This is a genomic window from Streptomyces sp. NPDC052109, assembly GCF_040680195.1.
GTDB lineage: Bacteria > Actinomycetota > Actinomycetes > Streptomycetales > Streptomycetaceae > Streptomyces.
In genome coordinates this window covers 52,329-69,682 of the sequence record NZ_JBFAWF010000007.1, presented here as the reverse complement: position 1 = coordinate 69,682, position 17,354 = coordinate 52,329, and the positions used below count along the sequence as shown (strand labels likewise).

Here is a 17,354-nt window from a genome sequence, read left to right as displayed (position 1 = left end):
GACATCGGCTGTTCAAGAGTCTCGCCCTGAGTCTTGTTCTGTCCATGACTCACCCGATGGGATGCGCCTGACCAGTTCGTCCGACTCGGGTTCATTCCTGCCCAGGACGTGTCAGGACCACTCAGGGGACCACATGCACATAGCCCGTTCCGGGCGCGGCGTCGCGGCGTCCGCCGCCACCGCCGCACTCGTCGCCGCCGCACTGGCGGCCACCTCCCAGGCCGGCGCCACCACCGCCGCGCCCGCCGGCGTGCCGCACACCTTCGCGCAGCCGGCCATCGCGGGGCACACCCTCGTCCGCGACGTGCCCAGCCCCCTCCCCATCGCCCAGTGCCAGGCCAAATGGCACATCAACTGCTACAACCCGCTGCAGTACAGAACGGCGTACAACCTCAACCCGCTGTACAAGAAGGGCATCACGGGCAAGGGTCGGACGATCGTCATCGTCGACTCGTTCGGTTCCCCGACCGTCCAGCACGACCTGGACGTCTACAGCAAGCAGTTCGGGCTGCGCAGCACCAAGGTCAACGTGGTCAAGTGGGGCCACGTCCCCAAGTTCGACCCCAAGAACTCGGACATGACCGGCTGGGCCGGCGAGACCACGCTGGACGTCGAGATGGCCCACGCCGTCGCGCCGGACGCGAAGATCGTGCTGGTGGAGACGGCGGTCTCGGAAACCGAGGGCACCACCGGTCTGCCGGAGATGATGTCCGCCGAGAAGTACCTGATCGACCACGGTGGCGGCGACGTCATCAGCCAGAGCTTCGGGGCCACCGAGAACACGTTCCCGGGCTTCGACAAGGGCGACTTCTCCAGCATCAAGAAGCTGCGGTACGCCTTCCAGGACGCGCAGCGCAAGCACGTGACCGTCCTCGCCTCCTCCGGTGACGGCGGCGCCACCGACATGAAGCTGGACGGCAAGACGTACTACAACAAGCGCGTCAACTCCTGGCCGTCCTCGGACCCGTTGGTCACCTCCATCGGCGGCACCCAGCTCCACCTGAACGACAAGGGCGAGCGCGTCAAGCCGGACAGCGTCTACAACGACTACGGCGCGGGCGGCGGCGGCCAGTCCCACGTGTTCACCCGCCCGGGCTTCCAGGACGGTGTCAAGAAGATCGTCGGCACCCGCCGCGGCACCCCGGACATCTCGCTGGCGGCCGCGGTCAACGGCGGTGCCTGGGTGTACTCCAGCTACGACCCGACCGCCACCGGCTGGGACGTCTCCGGCGGCACCAGCGAGGCCAGCCCGCTCTTCTCGGGCGTCGTCGCGCTCGCCGACCAGGCGGCCGGCCACCGGGTGGGCGACATCAACGCGGCCCTCTACACGCTCCTGAAGCAGAAGAGCCCGGGCATCGTCGACGTCAACGACGGCACGGACAACAGCTATCAGGGCGTCAAGGGCTACCAGGCCGTGAACGGCTACGACATGGCCACCGGCGTGGGCACGCTGGACGCCCTCCGCTTCGTGCAGGCCCTCGCCAAGGCGAGCCACGGCTGACGATCCGACGGTGTGACGAGCGCGGTCGCACGTCACCTGCGAACGGCCCGGGTCCTGGACCCGGGCCGTTCCGCGTGTCCGTGCGGGGGCAGGGGTCCGGCACCGGTGCCTTCCGGTGCCGGACCCCTGCCCGCCGTCGGTGTCCGCGTTGCGCTGCACCAGGTCCAGCACCAGTCCCTTCTGGTCGAGGCGCCCGTGCTGGTGCCGGCCGAGGCCGTACAGCTTCTCGCCCTCGTAGGCGGCGAAGCGCTGCTCCAGGCGGTGGTGCCCGTTGCCGACCGCCGTGTACAGGCGCGAGCCCGGCCACCAGAAGTGGGCCCGCTCCTCGGCGAGCAGCTCCGTACCGTCCTCGGTGCGCAGAAAGGGGGCCAGACCCTCGGCGTTCACCTCGACGGTCAGCGCGCCGACCGTCAGCCGCGCCTCGCCGTCACCGATCGCGACCGTGGCGTCCTGGGCGGGCGGGGCGTCGGCCAACGCCTCCGGCAGCCCTCCAGCACCGGGCCGCCGAGCCGGGCGCGCACCCGGACCGCGTCCGGACCCCACGGCTCGATCCGCACCGTCTCCTGGCGGCCGCTCCACTCCAGTGCCCCGTCCCGCTCATGAAGGGTGCCGACGGTGGGGGTGGACTGGGCGAGGGAGACCTCGGGTCGCGTGACGGCAGGCTGATTCACTGCATGCTCCTGAGGGGGTGCGGGACAGGGACAAGGCAGGCAGGGGCGTGCCCCAAAGGCGCCGGAGCACGGGACGGTGCGTCAGGAGGCGGCCGGTGCCGGTGCCGAACTCGCCCGTGCCAGTCAGTTCGGGCGCGACCAGGACGACCTCGTCGCCGCCCCGTCCGTCCAGCTTGGCCACCAGATGTTCGACCGCGTACCGGCCCATCTCCTGTGCCGGCACGGCGACCGAGGTCAGTCGCACCGAGGCCTGGACCGCGACCTGGTCCGGGCAGATCGCGACCACGGACACGTCCTCCGGCACGGCCCTGCCCTGCTGGCGCAGCAGCGCGAGCAGCGGCTCCACCGCCGACTCGTTCTGCACCACGAACCCGGTCGTCGCGGGGCGCTCGTCGAAGATCCGGGCCAGGGTGAGGGCCATCGCGTCGTATCCGCCCTCGCACGGCCGGTGCAGCACCCGGACGCCCGACTCGCGGGCCAGGGAGCGCAGCCCGTCGAGGGTGCGCTCGGCGAAGCCGGTGTGCCGCTCGTAGACGGCGGGGGCCTCACCGATGACAGCGATGTCCCGGTGGCCGAGCCCCGCCAGATGCTCCACGCACAGCGCGCCCGTCGCCCTCCAGTCCAGGTCCACACAGGTCAGACCTGCCGGGTCGGCGGGCAGGCCGATCAGCACCGAAGGCCGGCCCGTCCGGCGCAGCAGCGGCAGCCGTTCGTCCTCCAGCTCGACGTCCATCACGATCACGGCGTCGGCGAGACCGCTGCCGGTCACTCGGCGCACCGCGTCGGGCCCCTCCTCTCCGGTGAGCAGCAGGACGTCGTAGCCGTGCGTACGGGCCGTGGTGGCCACCGCAACGGCGATCTCCATCATCACCGGCACGTACATGTCGGTGCGCAGCGGGATCATCAGCGCGATGATGTTCGACCGCTTGCCGGCCAGGGCGCGGGCGCCGGCGTTCGGGTGGTAGCCGAGCTCCCGGATGCTCCGCTCGACCCGTTGCCGGGTGGTCGTGGAGATGGACCGCTTGCCGCTGAGGACATAGCTCACCGTGCTCGCCGAGACTCCGGCGTGCTGGGCGACCTCGGCGAGGGTGACCATCCGTGCTCCAAGCTTTGGGAAGCGCTTCGACTGACCGCGCGTTTACCGACGAGGGCGAGTGAGGGTGACTTGACCCTGGCCTCGAAGTGGGGTGTCCAGAGTTTGTCGAAGCGCTTCGACAGATTCTCGTTGGCCGATATCCCGAACAGGTCACTCGGAAGCAGTACACACCCGGGGGCCGGGGTTCCGGCAGGTCTTTCGGCCGTTCGGACGCGCGAGGGGTGGTGGGGTCGGCCCGTTTCGGGTACCAACGATCCAGTAGCACTGGTCGGTAACGAACGGTCAAATTCGTCCCTCTTCGCGGCGAGGTGAGCCTCCATGTCCGCCCCCACCACTCCACGCACCACCGTGACCGAGCGCGAGGCCCGTCAGGTGGCGGAGGCCGCCCGGCAGCAGGACTGGCACAAGCCCAGCTTCGCCAAGGAACTGTTCCTCGGGCGCTTCCGGCTCGACCTCATCCACCCCCACCCGCTCCCGGACCCCGACAGCGTGCGGCGCGGGGAGGAGTTCCTCGCCAAGCTGCGCGCGTTCTGCGAGTCCACGATCGACCCCGCACGCATCGAGCGCGAGGCCCGCATCCCCGACGAGGTCGTGGCGGGCCTGAAGGAGCTCGGCGCCCTCGGCATGAAGATCGACCCCCACTACGGCGGTCTCGGCCTCACCCAGCTGTACTACAACAAGGCCCTCGCCCTGGTCGGCTCCGCGAGCCCCGCCGTCGGCGCGCTGCTCTCCGCCCATCAGTCGATCGGCGTACCGCAGCCGCTGAAGATGTTCGGCACCCAGGAGCAGAAGGACACGTTCCTGCCCCGCTGCGCCCGCACCGACATCTCCGCCTTCCTGCTCACCGAGCCGGACGTCGGCTCCGACCCGGCCCGCCTCGCCACCACGGCCGTACCCGAGGGGGACGACTACGTGCTCGACGGGGTGAAACTGTGGACCACCAACGGGGTGGTCGCCGACCTGCTCGTCGTCATGGCGCGGGTGCCGAAGTCCGAGGGGCACAAGGGCGGCATCACCGCCTTCGTCGTGGAGGCGACCTCGGAGGGCGTCACCGTCGAGAACCGCAACGCCTTCATGGGCCTGCGAGGCATCGAGAACGGCGTCACCCGCTTCCACCAGGTACGGGTCCCGGCCGCCAACCGCATCGGCCCCGAGGGCGCGGGCCTGAAGATCGCGCTCACCACCCTCAACACCGGCCGGCTGTCGCTGCCGGCGATGTGCGCCGGCGCCGGCAAGTGGTGCCTGAAGATCGCCCGCGAATGGTCGGCGGAGCGCGAGCAGTGGGGCAAGCCGGTGGCGCTGCACGAGGCCGTCGGCTCCAAGATCAGCTTCATCGCGGCCACCACCTTCGCCCTGGAGGCCGTCCTCGACCTCTCCTCGCAGATGGCCGACGAGGACCGCAACGACATCCGCATCGAGGCCGCGCTCGCCAAGCTCTACGGCTCCGAGATGTCCTGGAAGATGGCCGACGAGCTGGTCCAGATCCGCGGCGGACGCGGCTACGAGACCGCCGAGTCCCTGAAGGCGCGCGGCGAGCGCGGGGTCCCGGCCGAGCAGATGCTGCGCGACCTGCGTATCAACCGCATCTTCGAGGGCTCCACGGAGATCATGCACCTGCTGATCGCCCGCGAGGCGGTCGACGCCCACCTCTCGGTCGCCGGTGACCTCATCGACCCCGACAAGTCCCTGTCGGACAAGGCGAAGGCGGGCGCGAACGCGGGCGTCTTCTACGCCAAGTGGCTGCCGAAGCTGGTCGCGGGACCGGGCCAGCTGCCCACGTCCTACGGGCAGTTCAAGCACGGCGTCGACCTGTCCGGGCATCTGCGCTATGTCGAGCGCACCGCCCGCAAACTGGCCCGCTCCACCTTCTACGCCATGTCCCGCTGGCAGGGCCGGATGGAGACCAAGCAGGGCTTCCTGGGCCGGATCGTGGACATCGGCGCCGAACTCTTCGCGATGAGCGCGGCCTGCGTCCGTGCCGAACTGCTGCGCAACCGGGACGAACACGGCCGCGAGGCCTATCAGTTGGCCGACGCCTTCTGCCGGCAGGCCCGCATCCGGGTCGAGGAGCTCTTCGACCGTCTGTGGACCAACACCGACGACCTGGACCGCAAGGTGGTCAAGCAGGTCCTCGGCGGGGCCTACACCTGGCTGGAGGAGGGCGTCATCGACCCGTCCGGCGACGGACCGTGGATCGCCGACGCGACCCCCGGGGCGTCGAAGCGGGAGAGCGAGCGCCGCCCCTTCGGGGGCTGAGCCGCCCTCCCGCCGGCCGACCGGGCACCTGGGGTCAGTTGCCCCAGGTGCCCTGGTCCACGGCGCAGTTCCAGCCCGAGCCGTGCAGGGTGAACTTCACCTTGTAGGCACGGGTGCTGAGCAGATGCGTCTGCACCTTCACGCCGAGGGAGGCCTTCTTGTTGAGGGCCCCGGTGTACACGGTCACCGTCTTCGACGTCTTGTAGGTCACCTTGCCGCCCGTGGCCTTGGCCGAGCCGAAGCGGATGTTCTTGACGTCCGTGACGGTGAGGCTGACCTTCTTGAAGGACTTGGTCGTGCTCGTGTTCCTGATGCCGAAGTACAGGCCTCCGTTGGTCACCCAGCCGTGCGAGTCGATGTAGAAGCGGCTCGGGTAGACAAGGTCGACGGGGCAGCCGGTGCTCTGCGGTGCCCGGGTGGCGGCGAACGCGCCGGTGGCGAGACCGAGCTGAGCGGCGGTCAGGACGCCCGCCGTCGCCAGGACGGTCGCGGTCGTACGGATGCGGTTCACGGTGGTGACTCCTCCCCCTTGAGCGCCCTGCTTGACGGGCGCCTACGGAAGGATGCCATCACCGGCGACGGGAAACCCGCGAATTCCTCGACGTCACCCGACCGGGTCGGAGCTCCACGTCCTGATCACGTCATCTTTACGTGGGCTTCACATCGAGACGACCACTCCATCCGGTGACGAACCCCTTCGGCGCACCCGCCCGGGGGACACCCTGTCCGGCCGGTCACCGGTTGCGGCAACAATGGGGGGATGACCGACAGCCCCGCCCATCCGGCACCCCTCGCCGACCCGCACCTCGTCTACGACCCCCTCGCGGGCGACGGCCCCAAGGACGTGGTGATCCTCGGCTCCACCGGATCCATCGGCACCCAGGCCATCGACCTCGTGCTGCGCCACCCCGACCGCTTCCGGGTCGTCGCCCTGTCCGCGAACGGCGGCCGGGTCGCCCTCCTCGCCGAGCAGGCGCACCGGCTGCGGGTGCGGACCGTCGCGGTCGCCCGCGAGGATGCCGTACCCGCCCTGCGCGAGGCGCTCGCCGCGGAGTACGGCGCAGGGGAGCCGCTGCCCGAGATCCTCGCCGGGCCGGACGCGGCCACCCAGGTCGCCGCCTCCGACTGTCACACCGTGCTGAACGGCATCACGGGCTCCATCGGGCTCGCCCCCACCCTGGCCGCCCTGGAGGCCGGGCGTACCCTGGCGCTCGCCAACAAGGAGTCGCTGATCGTCGGCGGGCCGCTGGTCAAGGCCCTCGCCAAGCCGGGTCAGATCATCCCGGTCGACTCCGAGCACGCCGCCCTGTTCCAGGCCCTCGCCTCCGGCGCCCGCGCCGACGTCCGCAAGCTGGTCGTCACCGCCTCCGGCGGCCCCTTCCGCGGCCGTACCAAGGCCGAGCTGGCGAACGTCACCGTCGAGGACGCCCTCGCCCACCCCACCTGGGCGATGGGCCCGGTGATCACGATCAACTCGGCGACCCTCGTCAACAAGGGCCTGGAGGTCATCGAGGCGCACCTCCTCTACGACATTCCCTTCGACCGCATTGAGGTGGTCGTGCATCCCCAGTCGTATGTCCACTCGATGGTCGAGTTCACCGACGGATCCACGATCGCCCAGGCGACGCCCCCCGACATGCGCGGGCCCATCGCCATCGGACTGGGCTGGCCCGAGCGCGTCCCGGACGCGGCGCCCGCCTTCGACTGGAGCAAGGCCTCCACCTGGGAGTTCTTCCCGCTGGACGACGAGGCCTTCCCCTCGGTGAATCTCGCCCGACACGTGGGGCGGCTCGCGGGGACCGCGCCGGCGGTGTTCAATGCGGCCAACGAGGAGTGCGTCGAGGCCTTCCGCAGCGGCGCGCTGCCCTTCAACGGGATCATGGAGACCGTCACCCGGGTCGTCGAGGAGCACGGCACCCCGGTCTCGGGAACTTCACTCACGGTGTCGGACGTCCTCGAAGCGGAGACCTGGGCCCGCGCCCGGGCCCGCGAACTCACAGCCACGACGGCGACCGCGGAGGCGCGTGCATGACGACTTTGATGTTCATCCTCGGCATAGTGGTCTTCGCGGTCGGCCTGCTCGTCTCGATCGCGTGGCACGAGCTGGGGCACCTGTCCACGGCCAAGCTCTTCGGCATCCGCGTCCCGCAGTACATGGTCGGCTTCGGCCCGACCGTCTGGTCGCGGAAGAAGGGCGAGACCGAGTACGGCATCAAGGCCGTCCCGCTCGGTGGCTACATCCGCATGATCGGGATGTTCCCGCCCGACGACGAGGGCCGCGTCTCCGCCCGCTCGACCTCCCCGTGGCGCGGCATGATCGAGGACGCCCGCTCGGCGGCCTTCGAGGAACTGCAGCCCGGTGACGAGACGCGCATGTTCTACACGCGCAAGCCGTGGAAGCGCGTCATCGTCATGTTCGCGGGCCCGTTCATGAACCTGATCCTCGCGGTCGCCCTGTTCTTCACCGTCCTCATGGGCTTCGGCATCCAGCAGCAGACCACCACGGTCGCCTCGGTCTCACCCTGCGTCATCGCGCAGAGCGAGCACCGCGACAGCTGCAAGAAGTCCGACCCGGCGTCCCCGGCCGAGGCCGCCGGCATGAAGAAGAGCGACAAGATCGTCTCCTTCGACGGCCGCCCGACCAAGGACTGGAACACCCTCTCGGACCTGATCCGGGACAGCGCGGGCAAGACCGTCCCGATCGTCGTCCAGCGCGACGGCCGGCAGCTCACCCTGCACGCCACGATCGCCACCAACCTGGTCGCCAAGAAGGACTCCAGCGGCCAGTACGTCGAGGGCAAGTACGTCAAGGCCGGCTTCCTCGGCTTCAGCTCGGCCACCGGCGTCGTCCACCAGGACTTCGGCCAGTCGGTGACCTGGATGACCGACCGGGTCGGCGACGCCGTCGACTCCCTCGCCGCCCTGCCCGCCAAGATCCCGGCGCTGTGGGACTCGGCCTTCGGCAACGCCCCGCGCCAGCCGGACTCCCCGATCGGCATCATCGGCGCCGCCCGGATAACGGGCGACATCGCCACCCTGGACATCCCCGCCTCCCAGCAGGTGGCGATGTTCGTGATGCTGCTCGCCGGCTTCAACCTCTCCCTGTTCCTGTTCAACATGCTCCCGCTGCTCCCGCTCGACGGCGGGCACATCGCGGGCGCGCTGTGGGAGGCGCTGCGGCGGAACCTGGCGCGGGTGCTCCGGCGCCCGGACCCGGGTCCGTTCGACGTGGCGAAGCTGATGCCCGTGGCGTACGTGGTGGCCGGGATCTTCGTCTGCTTCACCGTTCTGGTGCTGATCGCGGACGTGGTTAACCCGGTGAAAATCTCCTAGCCATCCGACGTTCGAGACGGCCCGGGACCATGAGAGTTCCGGGCCGCCTCCATTGAGTGGGTTTACCGGGTGGGATGTGCCCGGCCCAAGGCCCGTACCGTAATCTCGAAGCCTGGAGCCCGCCGGTCGACGGGACCGGACCTAGATCCACGACTTGGGGTTGCACAGCAGATGACTGCGATTTCTCTCGGCATGCCGTCCGTTCCGACCAAGCTCGCCGAGCGCCGGAAGAGCCGGCAGATCCAGGTCGGAAGCGTGGCGGTCGGCGGAGACGCGCCCGTCTCGGTCCAGTCGATGACCACGACCCGTACGTCCGACATCGGCGCCACGCTCCAGCAGATCGCCGAGCTGACCGCGTCGGGCTGCCAGATCGTCCGTGTGGCCTGCCCCACCCAGGACGACGCCGACGCCCTGGCGACCATCGCGAAGAAGTCCCAGATCCCGGTGATCGCGGACATCCACTTCCAGCCGAAGTACGTCTTCGCGGCCATCGAGGCCGGCTGCGCGGCGGTCCGGGTGAATCCCGGCAACATCAAGCAGTTCGACGACAAGGTCAAGGAGATCGCCAAGGCCGCCAGGGACCACGGCACCCCGATCCGGATCGGTGTCAACGCCGGCTCCCTGGACAAGCGCCTGCTCCAGAAGTACGGCAAGGCGACCCCGGAGGCGCTGGTCGAGTCGGCCCTGTGGGAGGCGTCCCTCTTCGAGGAGCACGACTTCCGCGACATCAAGATCTCCGTCAAGCACAACGACCCGGTCGTCATGATCGAGGCCTACCGCCAGCTCGCGGAGCAGTGCGAGTACCCCCTCCACCTCGGCGTCACCGAGGCCGGCCCGGCGTTCCAGGGCACCATCAAGTCGGCGGTGGCCTTCGGCGCCCTGCTCTCCCAGGGCATCGGCGACACCATCCGCGTCTCCCTGTCGGCCCCGCCCGTCGAGGAGGTCAAGGTCGGCCTGCAGATCCTGCAGTCGCTCGGCCTGCGCCAGCGCGGCCTGGAGATCGTCTCCTGCCCGTCCTGCGGCCGCGCCCAGGTCGACGTCTACAAGCTCGCCGAAGAGGTCACCGCGGGCCTGACCGGCATGGAGGTCCCGCTGCGCGTCGCCGTCATGGGCTGCGTCGTCAACGGCCCCGGCGAGGCCCGCGAGGCCGACCTCGGCGTCGCCTCCGGCAACGGCAAGGGCCAGATCTTCGTCAAGGGCGAGGTCATCAAGACCGTCCCCGAGTCCAAGATCGTCGAGACCCTCATCGAGGAGGCCATGAAGCTGGCCGAGCAGATGCAGGACGAGGGCGTGGAGTCGGGCGAGCCGTCGGTGTCGGTGTCCGGCTGACCCCTTCGGCTGTCGTGTGAGTCCCGTCACCGCTGGGTGGCGGGACTCACGTGTACCTCCGCCCAGACGGACTTGCCGGGCTGCCTCGGCGTGACGCCCCACTTGTCGGCGAGCGCCTCGACCAGCAGCAGTCCCCGGCCGGACTCGCCCCGTGGGTCCTTCGGCTCCGGCAGGCGTTCGGTGCGGGTGTCGGAGACCTCCAGGCGCAGGGTGCCCGCCGACCCGGTGAGCCGGAGGTCGAAGTCCCGCCTGGGTACGTGCCCGTGCCGGACGGCGTTCGCGGCGAGTTCGGCGGCGATCGGCGTGACGGCTTCGTTGACGGGGCCGTCGTAGGGGTGGCCCCACTCGTCGAGCCGGCACGAGACGAGCCGTCGGGCCAGACGGGCGCCACGCGGGGAGGAGGGGAACCGCGCGGCGAATTCGCCGGTGGAGATTTCCGACTTCATGCCGCTCACGGTTCCGCACGCTCAGTAACGTTGAACAGCGGCTGCACCTGGATCAACTCGCGTTGTACGAGGGTGGGGTGCCGCTGTCGGCGTGCGCGCCGTGACCTGGCCTACGAACCACCCGGGTGCGGAGGCAACGGGCCCCCGCGTCTACACGGGGACCCGCATCACCCGGGCCGGCAACGTCCGCCACGAACACGACGTCCTCGGCCGCGTCACCCTCCGCCAGAAGACCCGCCTGTCGAGAAAACCGGACACCTGGCACTACGAATGGGACGTGGAGGACCGCCTGACGTCGGTGGTCACTCCGGACGGCACCCGCTGGCGCTACACCTACGACCCCCTGGGCCGCCGCACGGCGAAACTCCGCCTGGCTGACGACGAAACGGTGCTGGAGCGGGTGGACTTCACCTGGGACGGCACAACTCTCTGCGAGCAGACGACGACGTCGTCGGCCCTTCCCAACCCGGTCACTCTCACCTGGGACCACCAGGGTCTACGTCCCCTCGCCCAAACGGAACGCATCACCGCAGCGGATGCGCCACAGGACGAGATCGACTCCCGCTTCTTCGCCATAGTCACCGACCTGGTCGGCACCCCCAACGAACTCATCGACGAACGAGGCGACATAGCCTGGCGCACTCGAAGCACCCTCTGGGGCGCCACCGCCTGGTCAGCGAACGGCACCACGTACACACCCCTGCCGGCCTCCACTACAACTACTTCCGCACCTGCGACCCCGAGACGGCCCGCTATCTGACCCTGGATCCCCTCGGACTCGGTCCGGCCCCCAATCCCTCCGCCTACGTCCACAACCCGCATACGTGGGGGGACCCTCTCGGCCTGGCGCCCAAGTGCCCCATCGAGAAGGCACAGAACGCCGCCGACAAGGTCGTCGAGAAGGCACAGGGCGGCAAGATGCGGAAGGCCACCAATTACCACCCGCATTTCGGCGACGACCGGGTGCTCGAGGTGCTCAAGAACCCGGATGCCGTCTATCTCTCCGAGGGGGGCCGCGGGAACCTGATCTTCCGGCAGGGCGAGGACATCGTGGTGACCAAGGGCGCTGGAGCGGGCGCAGGTGACGTGATCACGGGCTACGGGCCGTCCGGCATCAAGGGAGAGAGCGGAGTGAAGGCGCTGGGAGGAAACGTCGACGACCCCGGGGCGCCGATCACCCACGACGATATTGTGAACGGCAGGATTCCTGACGGCGGTGGTGGCACCCTGCCGGCCGCCAAGCAGATCAGATGAGGCGACGTTCATGGTGAAGTTCACGATCGGCGACGCCCTGCCCGTCGAAACGACGAGGAATCCACTGGCCCATACGCCCCGCTTCGACATCACCACCCCCGCCGTCACCGTTGCCCAGTACGCGGACATGGCGGGGCGTGAACGGCTGCTGGGGACGACCTTCGGCAGCACGCAATGGCTATGGGCGGCGAGCGACGACGCCTTTTTCGACCAGGAGAGCCGGGAGCTCGTCGGCATCAGCTTCTTCGTTCCCCCGCTGTTCGCCCCAGCCCACGCAGGTGTCCCATCCGCCGGACCGCCATCCCGCTCGGCCGGGCTGCGTGCGGATGCCGGGGAAGCCTTCGAGCTACCCCAGGCGACGGCTTTCCGCTGCGACCCCGAGGCCGCCGAACTGAGGTGTGTGCAGGATCCCGGTCTGATCGACGTCGTCCCGGACGCGCGCATCGGCATCGCACGGGACCTGGCGCTCCTGGTGCGAGACGGCCGGATGATCGGCTGGAGCCTCACCGACCCCGCGCGCTACGTGACGTCCGGTCTCGCCGAACCCGAGTCCGCCCCGCCGTCCCCCCTCACCCGGCTTCGGCTCGCCGAGTGCCTCGCCCTGATCTCCGAGCCGCTTGTCGAAGCGGTGAGGGACCAGGACCCGGACGCCTGGCGTACCCTCCGGCAAACCGAACGCGCGCTCCGCGAGCAGTCGGACGACCTGCGGCGGCGGGACGTGCTGTACGAGGTGGTCGGCCGGCTGATCGAGGACCATGCGTCCTGAGGCCGGAGCCACCGGCCCGCCCTCAGCGCAGAAGCCGAGTCGTCACGGGGGCCGCCCGGTGAGCGAGACAGCTGAATGGTGGGCGGGGGAGCCGAGGTCCACGTCGTCCCGGCCGACTGCGTGCCCTGGACGACGCCGTCGCCTACCGGGCGGGGAAACCCGAGCTGCCTGGGCAGGAGAACCCCACCCGGGACGTCGTCCCGCTGAGCCGTTCTCACCCACAAGCGCTCCACAAGTCCTCGGGGTAAAGTTCCACGACCAGCAGAACCCCAGGGTGAGGCCCCCGCACGTGTTGACCCAGACCACTTCTCGGGTGCTCGAACCGAGCGACCTTGACGCCGCGCTCGCCGTACTCGAACGCGAGCCGGTCGCGAACGCCTTCGTGACCTCCCGGGTGCAGATCGCCGGCCTGGACCCGTGGCGTCTCGGCGGCGAGATGTGGGGCTGGTACGAGGACGGCATGCTCACGTCGCTGTGCTACGCGGGCGCCAACCTGGTCCCCGTCTGCGCCACCCCGCGCGCCGTGCGCGCCTTCGCGGACCGGGCGCGACGGGCCGGCCGCCGCTGCTCCTCCATCGTCGGCCCCGCCGAATCCACCGCCGCGCTGTGGCGCCTGCTGGAGCCCCACTGGGGCCCCGCCCGCGAGGTCCGCGCCCACCAGCCGCTGATGGTCACCGACCGCATGCCCGCCGACATCGCCCCGGACCCCTGCGTCCGGCGCGTCCGCAAGGACGAGATCGAGACGATCATGCCCGCCTGCGTGGCGATGTTCACCGAGGAGGTCGGCGTCTCGCCGCTGGCCGGCGACGGCGGCCTGCTGTACCAGGCCCGGGTCGCCGAGCTCGTCGGCACCGGTCGTTCCTTCGCCCGCGTCGACGAGCACGGCAAGGTCGTCTTCAAGGCGGAGATCGGCGCGGCGACCAGCCAGGCCTGCCAGATCCAGGGGGTCTGGGTGGCCCCCGAGTACCGGGGAAGGGGCCTGGCGGCACCGGGCATGGCGGCCGTGCTGCGCCATGCCCTCACCGACGTGGCCCCGGTCGTGAGCCTCTACGTGAACGACTTCAACACCGCGGCGAGAAGAACGTATCTGCGCGTCGGCTTCCAGGAGGTCGGCGCGTTCATGAGCGTGCTGTTCTAGGCCCTGCTACACGTTCGGCTCCTCCACCAGAGCGGCCGCGCGGGCCACCGCGGCGAGCGCCTCGGGACGGCCCGTGCGCGCGTGCACCTCCAGGCAGGTGTCCGCGAGCTTGATGACGTGCTCGTCCCCGTGCCGGGCGGCCAGCTCGAACACCTCCTCCGCCGACCCGGGAGCGGTGGGCAGGGCATCGGCCGGCGCGGGCTCCGCGGGCGCGTACGCCGCCGTCACGGCCGCGCTCGCCGCCCACGCCGCGTGCAGGCTGTCGACCCACAGGGCGCGGGGCAGCGCGGGCAGGGTGCGCAGGACAGCCATCGGCGCGGTCGCCGCGTGCACCAGCATCACCGGTGAACCGTGCGCGTTGGGGAGGTAGTGCAGCGCCGCCGCCGCGGTCACCTCGGCCAGCAGCTCGCGGGCCTGTCCGGGATCCGTGGCCGGGCGCAGGGCGGCCAGTGCGGGGGACCAGCCGGTCAGGCCGGAGAGCTGGCCGAGCCGGTGGTTGATGCCGGCGCTCTGGTCGGGGACCCGGGGCACACCGGCCAGGGCGGCGGCGGGCCCGGCGGTTCCGGACGGGGCGGTGAGCGGGACCGGCTGCCAGCGCGCCGCCCAGTAGCCGAGGGCCTGGCCCAGCTCGGCCGGCCGGGGCGCGTCCTCGTGTCCCAGCAGGGCGTGGACGGCATGGCCGGTGCGGATCACGCCGTGGGTCGCGCCGGCCGCGACGCCCGGCAGCAGCCGCGGCCACCACGTCTCCAGCACCTCCCGCCACGGGCGTTCTGCGACCTCCCGCGCGAAGAACACGAGCCAGTCGCCGAGCCGGCCGGGGTCCCCGAGCGCGGCGCGCCAGTCCTCACCGGTGACGGGCGACAGACCGCGCGGCGGCTCGTCCAGCCGGTCCATGTAGCGGTCCAGCCAGCCATGGACACGGCGGGCGTGCCCGTGCCGGACCATCGCCTCCACGGCCATCGGGCCGTGATTGCTCAGCCATCCTTCGAACTCCGGCCCGGTCCGGTGCAGTCGTTCATAGGCCTCGTCGAGCGTGCTGTCAGCGTCCATGACAAAGGACGTTAGGCGAGCGCCGTGGCGGACTCATCGGCCGCGGGGCCGAGCCGTGTCCGTACGCCGGACCTAGGACCGTGGTCGGACCGGCCGGGGCCCGGCTGATGACACCCGCTCGGCCGCGGGCAGCCCCCTGTACGCTCCCGGCATGGACCTCGTGATCGGCCCCCTGGACCTCTCCGCCCACGTCGACGAGGCCTTGGCGGTCCAGGCCGTCGCCTTCGGGCTCGGCCCCGACGAGGTCGCCGTACGCCGCCAGATCGTCCAGCGCCACATGCAGTTCCCGGGCGCACGGGCCCTGGGCGCGACCGTGGGCGGACACCTCGTCGGCTTCGTCTACGGCATGCCCAACTCCCGTACCCACTGGTGGTCCACCGTCGTGGAGCCCTACCTCCGTGCGGGCGGCAACGACTTCTGGCTGGACGACTCCTTCGTGATCACGGAGCTGCACGTCCACCCCCACCACCAGAACCGCGGCATCGGCCGCCGCCTGATCACCGCCATCACGGACTCCGCCACCGAACCCCGCTCGATCCTCTCCGCGATCGACACCGACAGCCCGGCCCGCGGTCTCTACCACTCCCTCGGCTATGTCGACCTCGCCCGCCAGGTCCACTTCCCGAGCGCACCGAGGCCCTACGCCGTGATGGGCGCGCCTCTGCCGCTGCGCAGGCGCTGACCGATTTCCGCCCGCACAGGCCGCCCGGCTAACCTCCTGTGCCAGAACCCTTACCCGGCAGGAGTACGAGAACCATGGCCAACGCACCGGTCCAGCGCATGTCCCAGTTGATGGCGAAGACGCTGCGCGACGACCCGGCGGACGCCGAGGTCCTCAGCCACAAGCTCCTCGTCCGCGCCGGCTACGTCCGCCGCACGGCCGCCGGCATCTGGAGCTGGCTGCCCCTCGGCAAGAAGGTGCTCTCCAACGTGGAGCGGATCGTCCGCGAGGAGATGGACGCCATCGGCGCCCAGGAGGTCACCCTGCCCGCCCTGCTGCCCCGGGAGCCGTACGAGGCGACCGGCCGCTGGGACGAGTACGGCCAGGAGCTGTTCCGCCTCAAGGACCGCAAGGGCGGCGACTACCTCCTCGGCCCCACCCACGAGGAGATCTTCACCCTCCTGGTCAAGGACCAGTGCACGTCCTACAAGGACCTGCCGGTGATCCTCTACCAGATCCAGACCAAGTTCCGTGACGAGGCCCGCCCCCGCGCCGGCATCCTGCGCGGCCGCGAGTTCCTGATGAAGGACTCGTACTCCTTCGACCTGGAGGACGAGGGCCTCGCCCAGTCCTACGCCCTGCACCGCGCGGCGTACCAGCGCATCTTCGAGCGCCTCGGCCTCGACTACCGCATCTGCGCCGCCACCGCCGGCGCCATGGGCGGCTCGAAGTCGGAGGAGTTCCTGGCCCCCGCCGAGGCCGGCGAGGACACCTTCGCGGACTGCCCGAACTGCGACTTCGCCGCCAACACGGAGGCGATCACCTACGCGCTCAAGCCGGTCGACGGCTCGGAGGTGCCGGCGCTCGAGGAGATCCCGACCCCCGACACCCCGACCATCGAGACCCTGGCCGCCTCCCTCAGTGTCCCGGCCTCCGCCACGCTGAAGAACCTGCTGGTGAAGGTCGACGGCGAGATCGTCGCCGTCGGTGTGCCCGGCGACCGCGAGGTCGACCTGGACAAGGTCGAGGCCCACTTCGCGCCGGCCACCGTGGAGATGGTCACCGAGGCCGACTTCGCCGGCCGTCCCGACCTGGTCCGCGGCTACGTCGGCCCGCAGGGCCTGGGCGAGAAGGTGAAGTACATCGCCGACCCGCGCGTGGCCCCCGGCACCTCCTGGATCACCGGCGCCAACAAGGACCAGACCCACGCGAAGAACGTCGTCGCCGGCCGTGACTTCGAGGTCGACGCGTACGTGGACGTCGTGGTGGTCCAGGAGGGCGACCCCTGCCCGAAGTGCGGCACCGGTCTGAAGCTGGACCGCGCCATCGAGATCGGCCACATCTTCCAGCTGGGCCGCAAGTACACCGACGCCCTCAAGCTCGACGTCCTCGGCCAGAACGGCAAGCCGGTGCGCGTCACCATGGGCTCCTACGGCATCGGCGTCTCCCGCGCGGTCGCGGCCATCGCCGAGCAGAGCGCCGACGACAAGGGCCTGGTGTGGTCCAAGGAGGTCGCCCCGGCCGACGTGCACGTGGTCGCCGCCGGCAAGGCCCTGCAGACCGAACTGGCCCTCGACGTCGCCGAGAAGCTGGCCGCGGCCGGCGTCCGCGTCCTCGTGGACGACCGCGCCGGCGTCTCCCCGGGCGTGAAGTTCACCGACGCCGAGCTGATCGGCGTCCCGCAGATCCTGGTCGCCGGCCGCCGCTCCGGCGAGGGCGTCCTGGAACTGAAGGACCGCAAGACCGGTGAGCGCGAGGAACTGTCGGTCGAGGACGCGATCGCCCGCCTCACGGCGCAGTAGAAAAGCCCCCCGGCAAGGAAAGCCCCCTGAGGTCCGCAGAACCTCAGGGGG

13 protein-coding genes and 3 pseudogenes are annotated in these 17,354 nt (G+C 70.5%); 11 read left to right on the top strand and 5 right to left on the bottom strand.

Annotated elements, in window-relative coordinates:
• The first annotated feature begins 133 nt into the window (after positions 1-133).
• Positions 134-1,501 (top strand): S53 family peptidase, encoded by a 1,368-nt coding sequence (locus AB0L59_RS16770; RefSeq protein ID WP_365583734.1) that lies wholly within the window; start codon positions 134-136, stop codon positions 1,499-1,501.
• A gap of 141 nt (positions 1,502-1,642) precedes the next feature.
• On the opposite strand, the pseudogene AB0L59_RS16765 reads toward AB0L59_RS16770, so the two are convergent.
• Positions 1,643-2,172, bottom strand: a pseudogene (locus AB0L59_RS16765) (family 31 glucosidase); the annotation flags it as partial.
• 81 nt (positions 2,173-2,253) lie between these two features.
• Positions 2,254-3,268, bottom strand: a pseudogene (locus tag AB0L59_RS16760) (LacI family DNA-binding transcriptional regulator).
• Between the two features lie 318 nt (positions 3,269-3,586).
• Here AB0L59_RS16760 and AB0L59_RS16755 point away from each other — a divergent pair.
• Positions 3,587-5,524 carry an acyl-CoA dehydrogenase family protein gene (locus AB0L59_RS16755; RefSeq protein WP_365583732.1) on the top strand — a complete coding sequence of 646 codons (1,938 nt, stop codon included), beginning with the start codon at positions 3,587-3,589 and terminating at the stop codon, positions 5,522-5,524.
• A 34-nt stretch (positions 5,525-5,558) separates the two neighbouring features.
• Here the strand turns inward: AB0L59_RS16755 and AB0L59_RS16750 are convergent, their stop codons facing one another.
• A complete protein-coding gene (locus AB0L59_RS16750) occupies positions 5,559-6,035 on the bottom strand; it encodes a hypothetical protein (RefSeq protein WP_365583729.1) in 477 nt (158 codons plus the stop codon).
• A gap of 249 nt (positions 6,036-6,284) precedes the next feature.
• On the opposite strand from AB0L59_RS16750, the gene dxr reads away from it, so the two are divergent.
• The 3 genes from dxr (at position 6,285) to ispG (ending at position 10,186) form a co-directional block, all read left to right on the top strand.
• Positions 6,285-7,556, top strand: coding sequence for a 1-deoxy-D-xylulose-5-phosphate reductoisomerase (gene dxr, locus AB0L59_RS16745; RefSeq protein WP_365583727.1), 1,272 nt, complete (start codon positions 6,285-6,287; stop codon positions 7,554-7,556).
• Positions 7,553-8,857, top strand: coding sequence for a site-2 protease family protein (locus AB0L59_RS16740; protein ID WP_365583725.1), 1,305 nt, complete (start codon positions 7,553-7,555; stop codon positions 8,855-8,857). Before dxr ends, AB0L59_RS16740 begins: the two co-directional genes overlap by 4 nt.
• Before the next feature lie 171 nt (positions 8,858-9,028).
• Entirely contained in the window at positions 9,029-10,186 is a 1,158-nt protein-coding gene (gene ispG / locus AB0L59_RS16735; protein WP_365583722.1) for a flavodoxin-dependent (E)-4-hydroxy-3-methylbut-2-enyl-diphosphate synthase, read from the top strand.
• 26 nt (positions 10,187-10,212) lie between these two features.
• Here the strand turns inward: ispG and AB0L59_RS16730 are convergent, their stop codons facing one another.
• A complete protein-coding gene (locus tag AB0L59_RS16730; RefSeq protein WP_365583720.1) occupies positions 10,213-10,632 on the bottom strand; it encodes an ATP-binding protein in 420 nt (139 codons plus the stop codon).
• A 103-nt stretch (positions 10,633-10,735) separates the two neighbouring features.
• On the opposite strand from AB0L59_RS16730, the pseudogene AB0L59_RS16725 reads away from it, so the two are divergent.
• From AB0L59_RS16725 to AB0L59_RS16710, 4 genes and pseudogenes are all read left to right on the top strand, one after another.
• Positions 10,736-11,484, top strand: a pseudogene (locus AB0L59_RS16725) (RHS repeat-associated core domain-containing protein); the annotation flags it as partial.
• A gap of 66 nt (positions 11,485-11,550) precedes the next feature.
• Positions 11,551-11,886, top strand: coding sequence for a hypothetical protein (locus tag AB0L59_RS16720; protein WP_365584385.1), 336 nt, complete (start codon positions 11,551-11,553; stop codon positions 11,884-11,886).
• The gene (locus tag AB0L59_RS16715; RefSeq protein ID WP_365583717.1) at positions 11,852-12,652 is read left to right on the top strand and encodes a hypothetical protein; all 801 of its coding nucleotides are present in this window, start codon (positions 11,852-11,854) and stop codon (positions 12,650-12,652) included. The genes AB0L59_RS16720 and AB0L59_RS16715 overlap by 35 nt, the downstream gene beginning before the upstream one ends.
• A gap of 289 nt (positions 12,653-12,941) precedes the next feature.
• Positions 12,942-13,790, top strand: coding sequence for a GNAT family N-acetyltransferase (locus AB0L59_RS16710; RefSeq protein ID WP_365583714.1), 849 nt, complete (start codon positions 12,942-12,944; stop codon positions 13,788-13,790).
• Positions 13,791-13,796: 6 nt separating this feature from the next.
• Here AB0L59_RS16710 and AB0L59_RS16705 read toward each other — a convergent pair whose 3' ends face one another.
• On the bottom strand, positions 13,797-14,840 hold the full coding sequence (locus tag AB0L59_RS16705; RefSeq protein ID WP_365583711.1) for a questin oxidase family protein: 1,044 nt from the start codon (positions 14,838-14,840) through the stop codon (positions 13,797-13,799).
• A 151-nt stretch (positions 14,841-14,991) separates the two neighbouring features.
• On the opposite strand from AB0L59_RS16705, the gene AB0L59_RS16700 reads away from it, so the two are divergent.
• Positions 14,992-15,522 (top strand): GNAT family N-acetyltransferase, encoded by a 531-nt coding sequence (locus tag AB0L59_RS16700; RefSeq protein ID WP_365583708.1) that lies wholly within the window; start codon positions 14,992-14,994, stop codon positions 15,520-15,522.
• Positions 15,523-15,596: 74 nt separating this feature from the next.
• Positions 15,597-17,303: a proline--tRNA ligase gene (locus tag AB0L59_RS16695; RefSeq protein ID WP_365583706.1), complete on the top strand. Its 1,707-nt coding sequence runs from the start codon at positions 15,597-15,599 to the stop codon at positions 17,301-17,303.
• The last annotated feature ends 51 nt before the right edge of the window (positions 17,304-17,354 follow it).